This window comes from Mesorhizobium sp. WSM3873, from assembly GCF_001672445.1.
Lineage (GTDB): Bacteria > Pseudomonadota > Alphaproteobacteria > Rhizobiales > Rhizobiaceae > Mesorhizobium.
Window position 1 is genome coordinate 1 of record NZ_LYTM01000010.1, and the last position, 18,553, is coordinate 18,553.

Consider the following 18,553-nt stretch of genomic DNA (forward strand, 5'->3'; position numbering starts at 1 on the left):
TGCGATCTCGATGTCACCCCCAATGTTGCCCGCGAGCGCAAGGTGCACGTGGCCATGAGCAACGCTTTCTCCATGGGCGGCTTGAACGCAGTGCTGGCATTCAAGAAGGTGTAGAACCCATGCGAAATGCCTCCCGTAATTCTATCTCTCGTATGCTTGCAGGATCACAGTTGTGAGGGTCTGCCTTCGGACCGTTTCGGTGAATGCGCCAAGTGGCAGCGGAAGCTCGACGAGCCGGGGGCCGCTTTTTGCAAAATTCTCAACTGGAGCGATTTGGACGTACCGTTACCGGAAGGTTAAGCGAGGCCTTCGGTTCGGCTCGACGGTTTGTCCAAAGCTTTACCCGACATTGTCTGGAGGCACGCAGGGCCGCCAGTGACCGCTTCCGCGCGAAGGCGGTCCTTAGAAAGGGAATCGATAAATGTTCGATCTGACCGGCCGCAAGGCGCTCGTCACCGGAGCAAGCGGTGGAATCGGCGAGGCCGTGGCGCGGGCGCTGCACGCGCAGGGCGCAACCCTCGGCCTGCACGGCACGCGTGTCGAAAAGCTCGAGGCGTTGGCTGCCGAACTTGGCGGGCGGACAAAACTGTTTCCGGCGAACCTCTCGAACCGCGACGAGGTCAAGACGCTGGGGGCAAAGGCGGAAGCCGAACTGGAAGGCGTCGACATACTGGTCAACAATGCCGGCATCACCAAGGATGGGCTTTTTATCCGCATGTCGGACGCGGACTGGGACGCGGTACTAGAGGTCAACCTGACCGCCGTGGTCCGGCTCACCCGTGAACTGACCCATTCGATGATGCGCCGCCGCAACGGCCGCATCATCAACATCACTTCCGTGTCAGGCGTAACCGGCAATCCCGGCCAGGCGAACTATTGCGCCTCAAAGGCTGGCATGATCGGCATGTCGAAATCGCTGGCGCAGGAGATCGCGACACGCGGCGTGACGGTGAACTGCGTGGCGCCCGGCTTAATCGAATCGGCCATGACCGACAAACTGAACGACAGGCAGAAAGAAGCGATCATGGCCGTTATTCCGGCCAGGCGCATGGGCACCGGAGTGGAAGTCGCCTCGGCAGTGGTCTACCTGGCCTCGAACGAGGCCGCCTACATCACCGGCCAGACCATTCATGTGAACGGTGGCATGGCAATGATTTAGCGTGAAAAGGTTCGGTGCGCCCCGATGACGCAGGAAGGTTTCCACCCAGATAGCAGTCGGTTGGTCGCGCCGGAGTTATAAACATCTTGAAGTGCCGGGTTATGGCGCTGAGGCACCTGAGCGGCGGGTTTTTGCCGAGCTACTCGGACTGGATACGGGTTGCCATTTACGTTCGCTGTGGATGATCAAGCATGAATTAACATGCAAAATTTATGGATGGCTGGAGAGCGCTTGGTGCCGGCGCGAAACACCTTGACGAAGGACCACCTTATGCTGCCGGCCGTTCGGCTGGCCATATTGGCGATGATGGTTGGCGACGCTGCCGATGCGGAAGACAGTGGCCTGCTTGAACGACACGGCGGGAAATTCATGAAAAGCCACGTCGCCAAGGACCCAGCCGCGGCGCTGGAAAATCAGCAAGAATTGCAACCCGCCACCGCAAAGTAACCTGAGACAAGGGGCAGACGTGCAAACCCTGTTCGCGGATCAGCAGATGCGAGACATTGCGCCATCCCACAAAAGGCCCGCCGCGCCGAACGCGCAGTGGGCGTCGGCCTCGAAGCTGAGCGTCAGCAACTTCGAGCAGTCTTAGACGCTCTTCAGCGCCGAGTAAGTGGGCGAAGAGGCTCGCACATCTGTGGAGCGCGGCTCACGCCCCGGAGACCAGGGCAGGAATGACCAAAGGCTCATCCGCCTCGTCAAGAATGGAGAAACTGTAACGGCCGCCTGTGTCACGATCGACGGAGTAGCTCAGGCGGTCGAGTATGTAGTTATCCTGGTCGAACGTGACGATCCGCGGCTTCAGCGAGGTGATATGCGCTTCGTCCAGGTAGATGGAGTTGCAGACAATAATGGGGTCGTCGGGCTGACAGCTACGAGCCGCCGCTCCGTTGAGGATGCAGCACCGTGAACCGCGCTCGCCGAGGATGACATAGGTCGAAATCCGCGCACCGGAATTCTTGTTCCATATCTCCACGAATTCCATCGGCAGGATCCCGGCTGCCTCGCAGTGGTCGGGGTCGAGCGTTATCGAACCATGGTAGTTGAGGTTCGCTTCAGTGACGTGGATGCCGTGCAGCTTCCCGGCCACTATTTTTCGCATTGTTGTCCTCATCAGCATAAAAGTGAATCTTGGCAGCGCGCGGCTAAATTCCAAAGACGAGCGCACCGCCGCTGAGACCCGCCCCGCCGCCCCCAAAAGAATTTTCTCGCCCGGCCGAAACGGCTGCGTCCGATGGGCAAGCGAAGCGAGAGCGGGATCCTCGCGGCGGATTGAGTTGCAAATAGTCGGCGATCGTCTTGGCGATTGCGCGATCGGCTTTGCCGAGGTTCCTCCCGACCGCGTCGAAAATTCGAACATTTGGCCTGATGCGGCACGAACCGATCGAGGTAAGCGGTGCAAGTGAAGTCATATCAACAGCTCCGTTCGGGATGTTTGCCAGCTGAGCGTGACGGCATTCTCAAAGGCTGTGCAGAGCGTCAGTCGCGAGGGGAGGGCGGCAGCATCGCGCCCAGTGAAATCGGACCGGTAGTGGGAACCGCGGCTTTCCTCGCGCCGAAGGGCTGCGATCGCCATCAACATTGCCACCAGGGCCGGGTCGGCCGCGGCCGTCTCGCCAACGGCGATCGGCAGAAGGGTCGAGATCGCCTCGCGCAGCACTTTGCCATTTCGAAAGATGCCAAGCGCATTAGAGACAAGTTGGCGTACAGGTGAAGGGTCGGGTCGCAAGGGAAAGACTGCCGGCAGCCTGGGCCATTGCCAGCCGGCTGAGGTGCCGGCGACACTTGCCGCGACCCAGGCGGCTGTTGCAACGGCTTCCGCGAGAGAGTTGCTGGCAAGCCGGTTGGCACCATGCAGTCCTGTGCATGCGACTTCGCCGCAGGCCCACAGGCCGCTAACGGAACTGCGCCCTTCGGCGTCAACGGCCACTCCGCCCATGTGATAGTGAGCAGCGGGACGCACCGGAATAGGCTCCACGGCCGGATCGATGCCGGCCTGCTTGCAAATAGCGTCGATCGCCGGAAAGCGTTTTGCGAATTTCTGCCCGAGACAATGTCGGGCATCGAGATAGACTCGATGCCCGGCGGCAAGCTGATCGGAGATCGCCCGCGCGACCACATCGCGCGATGCGAGTTCTGCCCCGGGCGTATCTGCCAGGAAGCGATGGCCTTCTTCACCGATCAGCACCGCGCCTTCCCCGCGCACCGCCTCGCTGACAAGCGGCATTGGCCGGCGTGGACCATCTAGGGCGGTCGGGTGGAACTGCACAAATTCGAGATCGGCGAGCTCCGCTCCAGCACAGGCGGCCAGCGCAAGACCATGCCCGAATGAGGAGAGGGGGTTCGTTGTGTCGCAAAAGAGCCCGCCTATACCACCGGTCGCCAGCACCACGCGGCGTGTGGGCAATGCCATCACGCCGCCGTGCAGGACAGCCAGCAAGCCCACAATGCTGCCCTCCGATACAACCAAGCGAAGCGCTGTCATGCCTTCCATGATCGTGATCGAACGGGTTCGCCGCGCCCCGACGAGCAGCGCCCGAAACAACTCGCGGCCGGTTGAATCGCCGGCGGCGTGCACGATGCGGCGACGTGAATGCGCCGCTTCGAGGCCCAGTCGCAGCCTCCCGTCCAGCGAGCGGTCGAAGGGAACACCGAGACGAATGAGGTTCTCAACGGCTTGAGGTACGGCCTCGACCACCCGCCTGGCCATTTGTTCGTCGCAGTGACCATCGCCGGCAGCAAGCGTATCGGCGAGGTGCAGGTCGGGGCTGTCGTCCTCTCCCAGACTCGCTGCGAGCCCGCCCTGTGCAAGTGTGCTCGAGGCCTCGGTTCCGAGTGGGGTTCTGGAGACAAGAACGACCGGTTGCGGCCGCCAGGTGAAGCGCCGTCAGCAGCCCGGCGATACCAGCGCCGATGATGACCGGCGCCCCAGCGATGTCATGGATGTCCGCCGTCATACGAAAAGCATGCGCTCCACCGCCCAGCGGGCCCGCTCGGCGACATGAGGATCGATCGTGACGATATGGCGGTTCTCCTCGATCGCGCTGCGGATGTTTGCGAGCGTAATGCGTTTCATGTGCGGACACAGATTGCATGGACGCACGAAATCCACGTCAGGATGCTCGACCGCGACGTTGTCGCTCATCGAGCATTCCGTCATCAGCACCACACGTGCCGGCTTGTGTCGCGCGACATAGTCGGACATCGCCGCCGTCGAGCCGGCGAAGTCGGCTTCGGCCACGACCGCGGGCGGACATTCGGGATGGGCAAGTACGCTGATGCCGGGATGGGCCTCACGCAGCTCGCGGATGTCGGCCGCCGTGAAGCGCTCATGCACCTCGCAGCGCCCCTTCCAGGCAACGATCTCGATCTTGGTCTGCGCAGCGATGTTCCTCGCCAGATATTCGTCGGGCAGCATGATCACACGCGGCGCGCCGAGCGACTTTACGACGGCCAGCGCATTGCCCGACGTGCAGCAGATGTCGGATTCGGCTTTCACGGCCGCGGATGTGTTGACGTAGGTGATCACCGGGACGCCGGGATAGCGCTGGCGCATCAGGCGCACGTCCTCGGCCGTGATCGAGTCCGCCAGCGAACAGCCGGCGGCAAGATCGGGAATGAGTACGGTCCTGTCGGGATTGAGGAGCTTTGCGGTCTCAGCCATGAAATGCACGCCCGCGACGACGATCACGTCCGCCTCGACCGTCATCGCCTTGCGGGCCAGCGCCAGGCTGTCGCCAACGATGTCGGCCACGCAATGGAAGATCTCGGGCGTCTGATAATTGTGGGCCAGGACGACCGCGTTGCGCTGTCGCTTCAGTTTCAGGATCGCGTCGATGTCCTCGAAGAAGACCGGCCACTCGATCGGCGGGACAACGCGCCGAACGCGGTGGTATAGTGAGGCGCTCGAAGGCAGGACGGCGCTCATCGGGCCTCCGGTTATAGTCAACGCGATTATAAGATCGATATAATCGTTCTGACTATAAGTTGTGTCAAGCCCGTGCGAGCGGCAATTTTGTGCCGGCCACAGGCCTCTCGTCTAGGATGGCATGGTGGAAGCGGTAGAGCTGGGCCGGCCGGCCGCCTGTCTCGGCGGTCGTCGCGCCGGTCTTCTCAACCAGGTCCTGCTGCTCTATGAGGCGGCGAAAGTTCGGCTTGTTGATGAGCCTGCCGGAGAGCGCCTCCACGGTTCGCTGTAGCTGTAAAAGCGTGAAGAGCGGCGGCATCAGTTCGAACACAACAGGCCGGTATTTGATCTTGGAGCGCAGCCGCGCAATAGCCGTTGCCAGAATGCGGCGATGATCGGCGCTCATCGATCTGCCCGGCACCGGAGCGAGGATGGCAGAATCTCCGCCGCGCTTTGCTTCCTCCACCAGGGCGGCTTCGTAGAGCAGCTCATAGCGCTGCAGCGCGAGCTCTTCGTTCCATGCCCGGTCGTCGAAGGCAAAGGCGACCGCCGCACGCCGTCGGCGATCGAAGCGCGTCGCGCCGTCGTCCGCACGTTCCGCCCATTCGATAAGGCGCGGCCACAATTCTTCCAGCATCGGGGGCCTGCCGGAGCGATGATCCTCCCAGGGGAAATAGTCGTACCAGCTGGCCCAGCTGCGCCTGCCCGAGGCGCCCGCATCTTCTTCGCGGGTGAGTGCGAGATAGCTGATCGAGATCACGCGCTCGTTGCCGCCGGTCCGATCGCGATCGGCGAAGGTGTAGAGCTGCTCGATATAACCGAGAGGCTGACCGGTCTGCAGTTCCACCCATGCCCTGAGGCCCGACTGGAGCGAACGATGAGCGAGTTCAAACGGGCCCGAAGGGAGGGCGCCCCCCTGTTCGATGGTCAAAACACATGGTCCAGCGTCGTTCACGGCGACGACGACTGCGATCAGGTCCGCGTTGACGTCGTTGGTCTTGCCTATGGCTCTGCCTTTCCTTGGTCCCTTTGCCAGATCCATGGTTCCTGAACTACTTGGCGGGGCTCCGCCTGTCTAAACCGATTTAGTTCTTTTCTTTATCATACCAGTCGTCGCGTCAACACCACGCGCTCTGGTGATTTACCTCTTCGCACCTGGACAAAAATATGCCAAACGCGACACTCGCCGTGGGTGACGCCGGGTGAGGAGAGACGTGGATTGAGCGCTGCTGGTGTCGTACAGGCGATGACGCCGCCGGATGCATGAGAGTTGTATCTGGAATGGTTGCCACCGCGGTCGCGGTGAGCTGGGTCAGCGAAGGCCGCGCGTTCGGCCCGGCCGTTTCGAGGGCGTGGGCAGATTGGCGGCGAAGCGCTTTCTCCAGACCGGCGCCGGTCCGGCTTCTTCGGCGAGAAGGATTTCCAGCAGTTCAAAATCGTGCGCCGGCTTTGCCCGTGAGGTCGAGATCATCGGCTTTCGACAAGGCGCGAAGCCGATGGCTTGGCGACGTCGTCGCGCAATCTCAGGCTGTCGGCCAAGCAGGGCGTGGCGGTGCAAACCTCGCCAAAAGCGGGCCGTTCTTGATGGCAGCCGGCGGCGACAGGAAGGCTGCACCGCCTCACCGCCGAAGGTCCGAGCCGAACCAAACCGCTTGTTTTGTCCCAGCTATTCGCCTCCTCGGTATGTCGCGGCCCCGACATATCGGAAGTTCGACAGCCGGTTCAGAGACGCTTGATCTCGATACCGTATTTCCTCAGCGCGTAACCAATCTGGCGCGGCGTCAGTCCAAGCAGGCGCGCTGCCTTTGCCTGTACCCAGCCGGATCTTTCCATGGCTGAGATGAGACGCTCGCGATCGGTCATCTTCGCGCTTGCGAGGGACACCCGAACAGGCGCTGGCAGTGCCTGCTCGCTGTAAACAGGTGGGGTCCCAAAGGCGGCCGAAGCAAAATCACCAGGCGATTGAAGGGCCGGGTTCAGTGGCGATGGTGCGGTCGGCTCCGATTTCGGCACAGTCTCCTTTGATGCGTGCTTCCATAGTATCGCGGAAAGGCATCGGCCGTGGTAGCAGTCAAAGTCGCTTCTGATGATTGACGCTCCCGCTGACAGGGTCGCTGTCCGCTGCACGCAATTTTCAAGCTCGCGGACATTTCCGGGAAAAGCACAGTTCATCAGCACTTCGGTCGCACTCGCATCGAAGACCACGGTACGGCCGTTCTCCCTGTTGAAATTGTCGAGAAACTCAGCGGCAAGGAGCGGAATATCACTGCGCCGTTCGCGCAATGGCGGCACCAGCAAGGGAACAACGCTGATGCGATAATAGAGGTCGGCGCGAAACTCGTTCCTTGCAACAGCGTCTTCGAGGTTCCGGTTCGTGGCGGCAATCACGCGAACGTCGACCTTAATCGTCTGGTTGCTGCCGACGCGTTCGAACTCCTGCTCCTGCAGCACGCGCAGCAGCTTTGCCTGGAACGAGGCCGAAATCTCGCCGATCTCGTCCAGAAACAACGTTCCCTTGTCGGCGAGCTCAAAGCGCCCCTTGCGCGAGTTGAATGCACTGGTAAAGGCCCCCTTTTCGTGACCGAAAAGTTCGGATTCCAGGACTGTCTCAGGGAGCGCTGCGCAATTGAGCTTGATGAACGGCCGCCTCGCGCGCCCCGACAGCTCGTGAACGGCCTTGGCCACCAGTTCCTTGCCGGTCCCGGATTCCCCGCGCAGCAAAACGGTGCTGTTGGACCTGGCTACCAACGCGACCTTCTCAAGCAGCCCGCGAAGCGCCGGGCTGTCGCCAATGATCCCCTTGATATGAGCCCTTTTGCCCTCACGCCCAGGCTGCTTGAGCTCGCCGAATTGCTTTTGCATCCGAACTTTCTCGGCCATCAGTCGCTCGCGGTCGGACGCGAACAGGCGATGCACCTTCACTGTCTGCCCAACCAGATTGGCGATTGTGGTTAGGAGGCGGAGGTCGTAGTCGAGGAGGGAAGCTGATTTATTGTCCAGGATGCGGTCGATGGTCAGCGTGCCCACGACGTTCGCATCGACGCGAATGGGTACTCCGATGAACGACACTTTCATGTTGTCGGACGCCCCGAGCACGTCCTTGTCGGCGGCGTTGAACGCCGGATCCACCGCTATGTTCTCGGCGACGAGCGCCATGCCCGTCGTTATGATCTGGTCGATCGCGGCCCGTGGCAGATGCTTGCGGTGGCGCTCATGGCTGCCTTCGGTCCAGCCGGTGCCGACGATCATGTCCGGTATGCCTGCACCGTTGAAGAGCGAGATGATGCCGTGCCGCATCTGCACCAACGATGGCAGGAGATCGACGACGTTGGCCAACGTGGCTTCGAGCGCAGAGGGGGCGGTGAGTGCTTTCGATGTCTCGAAGATATCTGGCGCCCTCTCGTGCAGCGGCACAAGAGACACCACGCGATTTGTGTCGGACTTTGAATTTGGCGTTTTCATTTTTGGAAGCGATATACAGCGTGAAGAGATCTGCCTGGCACTTTGCTCGGAGTTGCCAGTATCGTGTTGCATATGATCATCCATTTCGCGCCATCAAATCGATGCTCGAAGCAAGTGCGCCTATTGTCCGGCGCGTCGATTTCCTTGGCGAATTGCATTCGTGGGCGTCTTCGCTCGGCAGTCCGCTGCACAATAGACGAGTTTGCTCGCCTCGGCCTGGCACGCGAGGATCTATTGAAGCACGAAAAGGCGTTGACGAAGATAGTCTTGACGATTGATCCGCCAGCGAGACGGACGTCTGCAGCCGGCTTTTCGTGAGCCATTACATGGCCGCCGAGATGATAGTTAATGTCGATGCCGGTCAGGCCGGGGCCGCGGGCAAGTGCGGCCCTGGCAAGTTGGGGCGGCGTCATGCGGTCGATCGCAACGCGGAGCGATGCTTGACGCATGACTTTCCTTTCTCTTCCATGAAGTGCGGGTCGTCGTTCTCGGCTGACTGGCTTCCGCCGCGCAGCAATCATTCGTCGTTAAACGAGACCGGAATGACGGAAGTGAGTCAACCAAACTCCCGCTGCTTTTCTTTCATCGATGAAAGGAAATTAGGCTCTCATGATAGTATTTTATCAGTTTTTCAGATGTTTTCCGGGAGATAGATCTCAAACGGCAGAAAGGTCTGACCAGGCGTCTCTGAAGTGCCGACCTTGATGGCCTGGGCCATCAGCGTCATCAGTTCCTGGCAAAGCAGGCGCTGGGGCGTGGCGACCGACATCGTGATTATGCCATCTGCGAGTGCTGCCCGCGACTCCGGCGTGATCTCGTTGACGATCGCGACGAGACCCCGGCTTTCGCCTTCGTCACGGAGCGCGGAGATCGCTCCCTCCATACCTCCGCCGGCCACATAGAAGCCGGTGAGTTCGGGTTCTCGCTGCATGAGGTCCAGCGTGGCCTCGTAAGTGATCTGCCGTGCCTCGAGGTTCACGAGCGGATCGAGCAGCTCGAATGTCGGTGCATTCTCGCGGAAATAGGATCGAAAGCCGACCTCCCGCAGCTCTTGCCCCTGAAAACGGTGGCTGCCGACAAAAACCGCCACCTTGCCCGGCCGTCTTGCGACCTTTGAAAGCATCCACGCTGTCGTCCGCCCGACCTTGCGGTTGTCGAGGCCGATATAACCCTCTCGAACACCTTCGGCGAAATCGGAAAGCAGCGAGAAAACGGGGATGCCTTTTGCCTTGAGTTCATGGACGGCTGCTGTGATCGCCGGATGGTCCGGCGCCACCATGGCGATCGCGTGGCAGCGCGCGCCGAATTCTTTGAGCAGTGGAATAAGATCGCACGGCATGTGCGACGGCGCGAATTCGATGAGCGAAGTGCCATGGAAGCACTTCGCCGAGTTAACCGCCGCTTCGACCTCACGCGCGAAGCACTGGTAGAAGTGGTGAGTCGGTTTTCTCAGGATGAAGCCAAGCCGATATTGCGGCAGGTCCCGCTGCAGGCGCTGCTTGATAAGACCTGCGGCGTGATATCCGATGGCCTGTGCTGCCGCTAAGACCCGCTGCGCAGTCTCCTCCCGCACCGGATGACGGGCATTCAGAACTCGGTCAACGGTGGCCACACTGACCCCGGCTTCCCTGGCGATATCAGCAATTGTGGGTCGCTTTGCCATAGTCCGAGTCTGATTAAAACGACATCAGGAAGAAACCCGGTAAAGGGAAGATTCAGTAAAATCTGGCATTCCTGCATTGATCCTGTTCGCTACCGGAATTCTTGTCGTGGCGTGGTGCGAGGTAGAAGCCGAAACGTGGAATCACGCACCTACCGACCGTCTTTGACATCATCGTTGCCCATAGTTCATTGGTTCCTCTATGCCAAGGTCGCTTTCGTTGCGCAGAGCGTGGGCGAATTGTTCAGCCGTGCGGACGAGAGCTGACCGCGGTGGGCACCGATTGGCTCCGCGCCCGGTTCCACGAACCGTGCCAATCTTCGTAAGCATTAAGCGCATCATCGATGGCCTGTGTGCCGTGACCGGTGCGAGGCCATCGCAAGGTGCACATGATTTGCACTCGCTGCATTTCGGATTCTTGATGTCATCGACCCGCGAGAGGCTGTTTGGAACCCGAGGCTCGATTGTCCGGCGCTTGCGACCAGCCGGGCGATTCAACCGGTTGCGATGCTGCCGACTTGCTCGGCGCGGGCGCTATCAGTGGCTGGTCGGCTGATGTCTCGGCACGCTGGTGGCCGCAGAAGGCAGCTTCCAATTGCGCCTGATCCAATTCGCCTTCCCAGCGGGCGACGACGAGCGATGCCACCGCATTGCCGATCAAATTCGTCAGTGCCCTGCATTCCGACATGAAGCGGTCGATGCCAAGGATCAGCGCCATTCCAGCAACGGGAACAGCCGGCACTACGGAGAGCGTAGCGGCCAACGTGATGAAGCCGGCACCTGTCACACCTGCTGCACCCTTCGAGGAAAGCATCGCGACGAGCAGCAGGAGAACCTGATCGCTAACTGACAAATCCGTATTCGTCGCCTGCGCGATGAAAAGGGCCGCGAGGGTCATGTAGATGTTGGTGCCATCAAGATTGAAGGAATATCCGGTCGGGATCACCAGGCCCACGACCGAGCGCTTGGCGCCGGCCTTTTCCATTTTCTCCATGAGAGAGGGCAGCGCGGCCTCGGAGGAGGACGTTCCGAGGACCAGCAGCAGCTCTTCCTTGATGTAGCGGACTAGAGAAAAGATCGAGAAGCGATTGTAACGACAGACTGCACCGAGCACCCCGAACACGAAGAGGAAGGCCGTGAGGTAGAAGGTGCCAACCAGCATCGCAAGGTTGGCCACCGAACCGATGCCATATTTGCCAATCGTGAAGGCCATTGCTCCGAAAGCGCCGATCGGCGCGGCTTTCATCAGGATGCTGACCAATTTGAAAACGGGTGCAGTGAGGTCCTGAAGGAACGAAAGAACCGATTTGCCCGTTTCTCCGACCATCCCCAGCGCGATGCCGAAGAGGACGGAGAAGAGCAACACCTGTAGAATGTCGCCTTCCACGAAGGCGCCGACAACCGTCGTCGGGATCATGTTCATCAGGAAGCCGGTCACGGACTGCTCATGAGCCTTTGCGGCATAGCCGTTGACGGCCTGGGCGTCGAGCGAGGTCGGATCGATGTTGAGGCCGGCGCCAGGCTGAATAACATTGCCGACGATGAGGCCGACGATAAGCGCAAGAGTCGAGAAGGTGACGAAATAGAGCATCGCCTTGCCGGCAACACGGCCGACCTTCTGAAGATCGCTCATGCCGGCAATTCCAGTCGCCACGGTCAGAAAAATGACGGGCGCGATGATCGTCTTGACGAGCTTGATGAACGCATCGCCGAGCGGTTTCAGGTTTTCTCCGATTTGCGGATAAAAATGGCCAACTGCAACTCCGAGGATGATTGCGACAAGCACCTGCACGTAAAGCTTGGCACAAAGTGTCTTGCGGGGTGCGCGGTTTGCGCTGGGGGCCAGTGGGGTTAACATGTAGGATTTCTCTCCCTGACCGGTGTCGGCGGGCTCTTCCTCCCCGCGGCTTCTCCCATCGCGGCGCTCCGGTCGAACGCTGCTGCGATGTTGGCCGCAAGAGCCGTGCCAAGCCAAAAGACGCGGAAATCGCCGGAGTCTCAGGTATGTTCTACAATTGCGCAGCAAGATTGTGCGATTTTCCGCACTGATCGCCTTCGCTCCTGGCGGAATCCCGCACTATGGTTCGGTCAATGGTCGGTCTGAAGAATGCGCTGGCAGAAGAAGAAATTGGTAAGGCGCCTTCCATCGCGCGCCATTCGTCTTTGCTGGCAGATCGCCGATGGTCGGTCTCTCTGGCTTGCGGTTTTGCTTGCATTCGTGGTCGACGCTCTGTTTGCAAGGGCCGCATCGCCCGCACCAGTGCGGAGTATGCCCTACGCGACCGTGCTCTTGCCGCGTTCCCACTTGCAGCGGACAGTTTGAAAGGGGACGTCGAGAAGCAGCGGGTGATTCCGCTGGTCCTGGCACGCGACGGTGCAGTTCGGGAGATGCTTCGCAGTCCGAGCACTGCGAACGAAGCCACGCTTGATAACAAGGTTCCCCGGCATTCATGGAAAAGGCACACCGGAGCGGCTGACTACGTAACGTATGATTTTCAACTCGCGCTTAGCCGAAGGCGGTCGCGTGGCCATCTAAGATCACGCCTTCTCAGGCCGGTCTGGCACCCTTCCGATCGGATTGTTGCAGTCGGCGTTGTTAACGCCGAACTCACTCGCCTCAAGGTCATGACGCCTCAAGCGCGGTTCGCGGCGCCATGAAGCGGTCGTTTACAACCCCATGCAGCAGCGTGTCCCGTTGATGGCGAGGCGGCTTGCCCTGAACCGTGTGCAGCGCGGCAAGCCGTCGCGAACGCCACCATCCTGACGCTCTGGGATCGCAGTGGCAGGTGACCGTCTGAGCGGTGGGCACGCTTGGCCGTAGCTCGCCGCTGCGTTCAACCGCAGCATCGAATGTCATATCCGCTGCGGCCTCGAATGCAATAACCGTCCTAGCTCTTCAGCGCCGGCTCGAAACAGCAGCGCCTCTCGGAGATGTTGAATAACCCCCGAAGACATGCCCCTTTTTCGGCAGTGTTGAGGCGTCTGGGAGTGGCTCAACGATTGCCCCTTAGGCCTCATGCAATGTCTCGCCTGGTTCCGACGAGACGGGCCGTGGCTTGACCCGTCGGCATGTCAATGACCGTGATTGCCCTTTCTGCAAGGAAGCGACGCTCGTTCTTGGTCAGCTTTGCTGCATCGATTGCCGCAAAATGTGGGCCATGGGAGCGCTTCATGATCTGTCGGGCATAGGTGCGCAGCATCTGATCGTTGAAGCGGCAGCCGAGGAAGAAAAGACCACGGCTGGATCGCCGTTCCTTCACTAGGTCAGGGATCGGCGTCTGGATGTCGATTTCGCTCAGCACTTCAACATAGTCGGAATCTGACACGAGGAAGTTTGCGGCCGGCCTGGCACCGCCGTGAGGGGCGTAGAGAACCGTCTTCGCCGCTGGTGCGGGTTCGAGTAACATCCCGGACAAATCGTAGGCTTTCGTCCAAATGTCACCGATCTCGTGCGCCCGTGTTACGCCCTGTATTTCGACGACGTCCGTTCGGCGGGTCTGTATTAAAGCCGCGCGCATGGCACCGTCGTACCAGCTGTCGACGATCGCGGAGAGCGGCAGCGTTGCAAGCCAGGCATGCAAGATGGTCGGCACCACCGGACCCGCGAATATTTCGGCCATCCAAACTTGAAGCGTCCGGCGGTGCCGGCGCTGTTCGATATACTGCGCTACCGACCACATGTTGGTGCGAATCTTCGAAGGGGCTGGCGTGCGCTTGTTGAGCGCTGCGGCAACGGCTTCGGGGGTATGTGGTACGGGCGGTCCCGCGGAGCGAATCTCAAGCAAACCCGGGCCGAGATAGGGAATGACCTGATCGGCCGCAAGCGCTTTCTTCAAAAGGTCAAGCTGCCTCTCGGCAAAACTGTCGCGAATGACGACGAGATGGCCCGAGGTCATTGTGTTCATGCTCGCATCCCTTTGCCGCTCAGTCCTCGTCGGAAATCTTTCTTGCCTCCACGGTAATCGGCAAAGGCGTATCCCGCGGAAGGTCGGGCAGGACTAACCGCCAGCCGTTCTTCAGCGTCACAGGCCCACCCCACAAGTGTTCGTTGTCGACCTTGATGATCGGCTCTTCGAGATCCTTTTTGGGAATATAGGCAGACAAGCCAGCCGCGGTCCTGCGGATCATTACCCTCATCCAGCCGTGCCTTCGTCGAACCCAGCACCGATTTCGGCAGTGCAAGGAATCCCAGCCGTCTCAAACCTCATGAGTTCACGCGCACGCATGCCCACGACAGTGCCGCGATCGACCCATTCGACCGCATAGATGTAGAACTGCTGGAGAAAGGTGCCGATGTCGCGCACATAGCCCTCGTCGCCTTTGCGCACCAGGTTTTCGCCGATCTCCTTGCCAGGATAGGTGCCGTCATTTTTTATGTGGCGTGTGGCGCGCACCCGCTCACCCGGCATGAATCGCGGGGCTGAATGGATTTCGACGTCCTGTTCGCGTCGTAGGCTCATGGCCGTTCCTTTCTCGATTTTCAGCAAGGAGTTAATGGTCCGGCGCAGGCGCCTCGACCGTGTCGGTGACCGAAATGAGGTTCAGGCGGGGACGCAAGTCTTCGACACCGGACATACCGAGGCGCATTGCTGCGTTTCGAAAGCCCCCTCGCATTCGGTGCACTTTTTCGGATCGATCACGTAGGCCTCGCCCTTGAACTTGATCGCTCCGGAAGGGCATTCAAACTCGCAGGCGCCGCACTGGGTGCATTGGGAAGCGATGATCTTAAAGGCCATTTTCGGCTCCGGTTCGGTTGGAATGAGAAGGTTCAGGCCGTCGCAGCCAGTGGCTCACCTCCAAACTCGGCCGCGTAAAGCGCGCCGATGGCGGTCTCGATGTAGTCATACCCGTAAGCATCCGTTGCTCGAATCCCGCCTTTCTTGAAGCGATCCTTGGGGCAATTTCCAATTCGCGCGCACAGCACGATATCTACGCCTTCGAGCATAGCGATGACGCCGTCGAGGCTCTTGTCCTCGGCCCGGCCGCCAAAGCAATACTGCTCGACCCTGCGATGCCCGACGAAGCGGATCCCTTTCGGGGAGGCCTCGTAAATCTGGAACTCCTTCGCATGGCCGAAATGCTCGTTAATGCGGCCGCCACCCTTGGTCGCTACCGCGACCAGAAGTGACTTGCCGGAGCCCGCAGTCTTGACCATCCCGAGCGCCTCGCGCTTGGCCGCCATGCGATCGCCCCGCTCGCGCGCGACCACCGCCCGATAGGTCTCGCGCTTGCCGGCGTTGCAGGTGACCTTGTCGGGAAGCCGGTCGAGCGTGAATTCCCGGCCCCGATCCTCGCCGAGCAGGCCGACAGCATCGGCCCGGCACTGCCGACAGTGGCGCATCAGCTTGGCGCCGCCTTCAAGACGATCCTGAAGGGCCTTCAGCTCCATTGCCGTGGGGCCGCGCTGCCCGCTCAGGCCGTAGTGCGTACCGTGTGACGGGTGCGAAATCAGCGGCATGACATTGTGCAGGAATGCGCCGCGCTCCTTGACCCATTTATTCACCTCGATCAGGTGCTCGTCGTTAACACCAGGGATCATTACCGAATTGATCTTGGTGAGGATGCCGCGCGCCGTCAGCATCTCCAGCCCCGACATCTGTCGTTTGTGCAGGATCGTCGCTGCCTCGACGCCGGTATAGCGGCGGTGATCATAGAAGATCCACGGGTAGATCTCGGCACCGATCTGCGGGTCGACCATGTTGATGGTGATCGTCACGTGATCGACATTCAGGTCGGCAAGCTCGGCGACGTGGTCTGGCAGCGCGAGTCCGTTGGTGGAGATGCACAGCTTGATGTCGGGAATTTCCTTGGCGACCAGTTCAAATGTCGCCTTCGTGTTCTTCCAGTCGTAACAGGCATCACCCGGTCCGGCGATGCCAAGTACGGAAAGCTGCGGCACTTCGTTGGCGACCTCGATCACCTTGCGCAGCGCCTGGTCGGGCGTCAGCCTCTCCGAGACGACCCCGGGCCGGCTTTCGTTGGCGCAGTCATATTTGCGATTGCAGTAGTTGCACTGGATATTGCAGGCCGGGGCGACCGCCACATGCATGCGCGCGAAATAGTGGTGCGCTTCCTCCGAAAAGCACGGATGATCCTTGATCTTCTCCCAGACAGCTGTGTCCATCTCGTGCGGCTTTGCGGAGGAGCCGCAGGATGAAGATGCGCAGCCAGCTGATTTCGCCCCCGCCGGCAACTGATCGAACGATGTCGTGCAGGAAAGGCCCTCCAGCGAAATCATCGGTGCGGACATTGAACGGCTCCGTGCGCGGTGTGAACTTCGCACTTCAGAGCGCAAGAGATATGCCAACTCGAAAAGCGGTTTTTGTCCGTCAATGTTGGCTTTTACGTCAGCCTTTGCGCCCCACTGTGTCCGTTTCGCTGCGACACGGTTGTGTCGGGTCCCCGACGACGGACAAAACGTGGTCGCGAAACGTACTCGTGTTTGTCTCAGTTTCGCCTACTGTGGGGAGCAGCCGTGCTCCCAAATGTGGTGTCATCAATGACGTTTAGAACTTCTTCACGCCGATACGATGCCGGCGCAAAGCATAGCCGACCTGCCGCGGCGTGAGACCGAGGAACCGAGCCGCCTTGGCCTGAACCCAGCCGGCTTTCTCCATCGCATCGATTAGTCGGTCGCGTTCCGTCAGACGCGGGTTCATCGCAGGGCAAGCGGGATGGTTGGGGTCGCAGGCCTTGCCGGCCGATGCCTCATTCTGGGAAGCGCCGACTCGCATGGCAGGCAGCGGCGATCCAACCGGCATCATATTGCCACGTGACTCGTCGACGGCATAGCCGCCTTGCGAACGGCCGACTCGTTTCCACAGAAGCGAAGAAAGGCACTGGCTGTTCTGGCAGGCGAAATCCGACGGAGTTATTGTCGTTGAACGCGCAAGTGTGGCGGTCCGTCGCACACAATTCTCCAACTCACGTACGTTGCCAGGGAAATAGCATTGCGAGATCAGGTCAAGCGCCGACGGCGTGAAGGCAAGATCGCGATGGTTCTCCTTGTTGAATCGATCGAGGAGAGCTTTCGCAAGGCGTGGAATATCGCCCGGGCGTTCTCTGAGGGGCGGCAGGACTATTGGCACCACATTGATGCGGTAATAAAGGTCGGCTCTGAACTCTCCATTCCGGACAGCCGTCTCGAGGTCCTTGTTGGTGGCGCATATGAGCCGCACGTCGACCTTTAGGGTCCTGCTGCCGCCCACTCGCTCCAGTTCTCCTTCCTGCAAGACGCGCAACAGCTTGGCTTGAAAGGCAGGCGAAATCTCGCCGATTTCATCAAGCAGCAGGGTTCCGCCACTAGCCAATTCGAACCGGCCGGAGCGCTGCAGGATAGCCCCGGTGAAGGCGCCCTTCTCGTGGCCAAAGAGCTCCGATTCCAAAACGCTTTCGGGCAGTGCGGCGCAGTTCAATTTGACGAAGGATTTCTCCCTCCTATGCGAAAGCTTATGGATGGCCTGTGCAAAGAACTCCTTGCCGGTACCGCTTTCGCCTCGCAGAAGCACGGTGGAATTGGTCCTGGCCACGACCGAGACGATCTCGAGCACTTGCTTGAGCGCGGGACTTTCTCCGATGATTCCGTCGATCTTGACATGCGGATGCCGGGCCGGATGGGTCCTATCCTCGTCCAGCGACTGCTCTGGTCTCGGTTGCTTCTCGATCAGTGACTGACGAGCTGTGCTCAAGGTGCGATGGAGGCGGATGGTCCGAGCGACCAGATTGGCGACCATGGCCAGGAAGCGTAGGTCCTCCTCGTGGAACGTGGTGGTACCGGTCCTGACGCGGTCGATCGACAGTATCCCGAAGATCTTTTCCTCAGCCTTTAGCGGGACACCGATAAAGGCAACTGCGATCGTATCGCTGCTCGATTGAGGATCAGCCTGGAATAGCTCAGACGTGCTTGTGTCTTGTATGACGATCGGCACTCCGGTAGCGACGATTTTGTCTATTATGGCCTGAGGTACGACGCTGCCGGCGCCTGGCACAGTGCCGCCGCTACTTACGCTAATCTGCCGTTGTCCTTCAGGGTCCAGGACGACGATTGCACCATGACGCATTTGCACAAACGAGGAGAGGATATTCGCGACATTGGCAAGCGTAATTTCCAGCCGGGCCGGGGCAGTCAAAATCTTCGATATCTCGTAGATTCCCTTAAGCAAGCCGTCCGCATTGCGCACCGCTTCGACCGCAGGTTCAGGCGGGGTGTTCCCTGATGCAATTTCACCGACCTGATCTCGAAGCATGTGAGCCATGCGAACACCTGAAGGGTTGTCTAAGGTGCTCCTCCCGAGCGCGTTTTTATGAGTTCAGCTTTCGGTAATTGGGAACACTATTGACGGGTCTTGACCCGCAATTGCGAACC

Annotated in this window: 15 protein-coding genes and 2 pseudogenes; 3 read left to right on the forward strand and 14 right to left on the reverse strand. The window is 60.1% G+C overall.

Annotated features, from left to right (window positions below):
- Positions 1-421: 421 nt before the first annotated feature.
- Both fabG and A9K71_RS08505 read left to right on the forward strand, forming a co-directional pair.
- The gene (gene fabG / locus A9K71_RS08500) at positions 422-1,159 is read left to right on the forward strand and encodes a 3-oxoacyl-[acyl-carrier-protein] reductase (protein WP_066993229.1); all 738 of its coding nucleotides are present in this window, start codon (positions 422-424) and stop codon (positions 1,157-1,159) included.
- A 270-nt stretch (positions 1,160-1,429) separates the two neighbouring features.
- Complete coding sequence (locus A9K71_RS08505) at positions 1,430-1,606, forward strand: hypothetical protein (RefSeq protein ID WP_156319963.1); 177 nt, start codon at positions 1,430-1,432, stop codon at positions 1,604-1,606.
- A 202-nt stretch (positions 1,607-1,808) separates the two neighbouring features.
- Here A9K71_RS08505 and panD read toward each other — a convergent pair whose 3' ends face one another.
- The 8 genes and pseudogenes from panD to A9K71_RS08540 form a co-directional block, all read right to left on the reverse strand.
- Positions 1,809-2,261 carry an aspartate 1-decarboxylase gene (panD, locus tag A9K71_RS08510; protein ID WP_066993517.1) on the reverse strand — a complete coding sequence of 151 codons (453 nt, stop codon included), beginning with the start codon at positions 2,259-2,261 and terminating at the stop codon, positions 1,809-1,811.
- A gap of 43 nt (positions 2,262-2,304) precedes the next feature.
- Positions 2,305-2,548: pseudogene (locus tag A9K71_RS30045) on the reverse strand (3-oxoacyl-[acyl-carrier-protein] synthase III C-terminal domain-containing protein); the annotation flags it as partial.
- Between the two features lie 19 nt (positions 2,549-2,567).
- A pseudogene (locus A9K71_RS08515) lies at positions 2,568-4,116 on the reverse strand (L-aspartate oxidase).
- Positions 4,113-5,087, reverse strand: a complete 975-nt coding sequence (nadA, locus tag A9K71_RS08520; protein WP_066993234.1) for a quinolinate synthase NadA — start codon at positions 5,085-5,087, stop codon at positions 4,113-4,115. Before nadA ends, A9K71_RS08515 begins: the two are co-directional and overlap by 4 nt.
- A gap of 64 nt (positions 5,088-5,151) precedes the next feature.
- The gene (locus tag A9K71_RS08525) at positions 5,152-6,108 is read right to left on the reverse strand and encodes a hypothetical protein (RefSeq protein WP_066993236.1); all 957 of its coding nucleotides are present in this window, start codon (positions 6,106-6,108) and stop codon (positions 5,152-5,154) included.
- 680 nt (positions 6,109-6,788) lie between these two features.
- Positions 6,789-8,612, reverse strand: coding sequence for a nif-specific transcriptional activator NifA (gene nifA, locus A9K71_RS08530; RefSeq protein WP_066993238.1), 1,824 nt, complete (start codon positions 8,610-8,612; stop codon positions 6,789-6,791).
- 547 nt (positions 8,613-9,159) lie between these two features.
- Positions 9,160-10,191, reverse strand: coding sequence for a LacI family DNA-binding transcriptional regulator (locus tag A9K71_RS08535; RefSeq protein WP_066993240.1), 1,032 nt, complete (start codon positions 10,189-10,191; stop codon positions 9,160-9,162).
- A gap of 421 nt (positions 10,192-10,612) precedes the next feature.
- The gene (locus A9K71_RS08540) at positions 10,613-12,046 is read right to left on the reverse strand and encodes a dicarboxylate/amino acid:cation symporter (protein WP_066993242.1); all 1,434 of its coding nucleotides are present in this window, start codon (positions 12,044-12,046) and stop codon (positions 10,613-10,615) included.
- 233 nt (positions 12,047-12,279) lie between these two features.
- Between A9K71_RS08540 and A9K71_RS32420 the strand changes: the two genes are divergently transcribed.
- Entirely contained in the window at positions 12,280-12,846 is a 567-nt protein-coding gene (locus tag A9K71_RS32420; RefSeq protein ID WP_245299571.1) for a hypothetical protein, read from the forward strand.
- Between the two features lie 356 nt (positions 12,847-13,202).
- Here the strand turns inward: A9K71_RS32420 and A9K71_RS08545 are convergent, their stop codons facing one another.
- The 6 genes from A9K71_RS08545 to nifA (A9K71_RS08570) all read right to left on the reverse strand — a co-directional run bounded on the left by A9K71_RS08545 (position 13,203) and on the right by nifA (A9K71_RS08570) (position 18,443).
- On the reverse strand, positions 13,203-14,093 hold the full coding sequence (locus A9K71_RS08545; protein WP_066993246.1) for an SIR2 family protein: 891 nt from the start codon (positions 14,091-14,093) through the stop codon (positions 13,203-13,205).
- A gap of 19 nt (positions 14,094-14,112) precedes the next feature.
- Entirely contained in the window at positions 14,113-14,325 is a 213-nt protein-coding gene (gene nifT / locus A9K71_RS08550; RefSeq protein WP_066993249.1) for a putative nitrogen fixation protein NifT, read from the reverse strand.
- A complete protein-coding gene (locus A9K71_RS08555) occupies positions 14,322-14,648 on the reverse strand; it encodes a nitrogen fixation protein NifZ (RefSeq protein ID WP_066993251.1) in 327 nt (108 codons plus the stop codon). The genes nifT and A9K71_RS08555 overlap by 4 nt, the downstream gene beginning before the upstream one ends.
- 81 nt (positions 14,649-14,729) lie before the next feature.
- Positions 14,730-14,924 carry a 4Fe-4S binding protein gene (locus A9K71_RS08560; protein WP_066993254.1) on the reverse strand — a complete coding sequence of 65 codons (195 nt, stop codon included), beginning with the start codon at positions 14,922-14,924 and terminating at the stop codon, positions 14,730-14,732.
- A gap of 32 nt (positions 14,925-14,956) precedes the next feature.
- Positions 14,957-16,438 (reverse strand): nitrogenase cofactor biosynthesis protein NifB, encoded by a 1,482-nt coding sequence (nifB, locus tag A9K71_RS08565; protein ID WP_066993256.1) that lies wholly within the window; start codon positions 16,436-16,438, stop codon positions 14,957-14,959.
- 256 nt (positions 16,439-16,694) lie between these two features.
- A complete protein-coding gene (gene nifA / locus A9K71_RS08570; protein WP_066993258.1) occupies positions 16,695-18,443 on the reverse strand; it encodes a nif-specific transcriptional activator NifA in 1,749 nt (582 codons plus the stop codon).
- Positions 18,444-18,553: the final 110 nt, after the last annotated feature.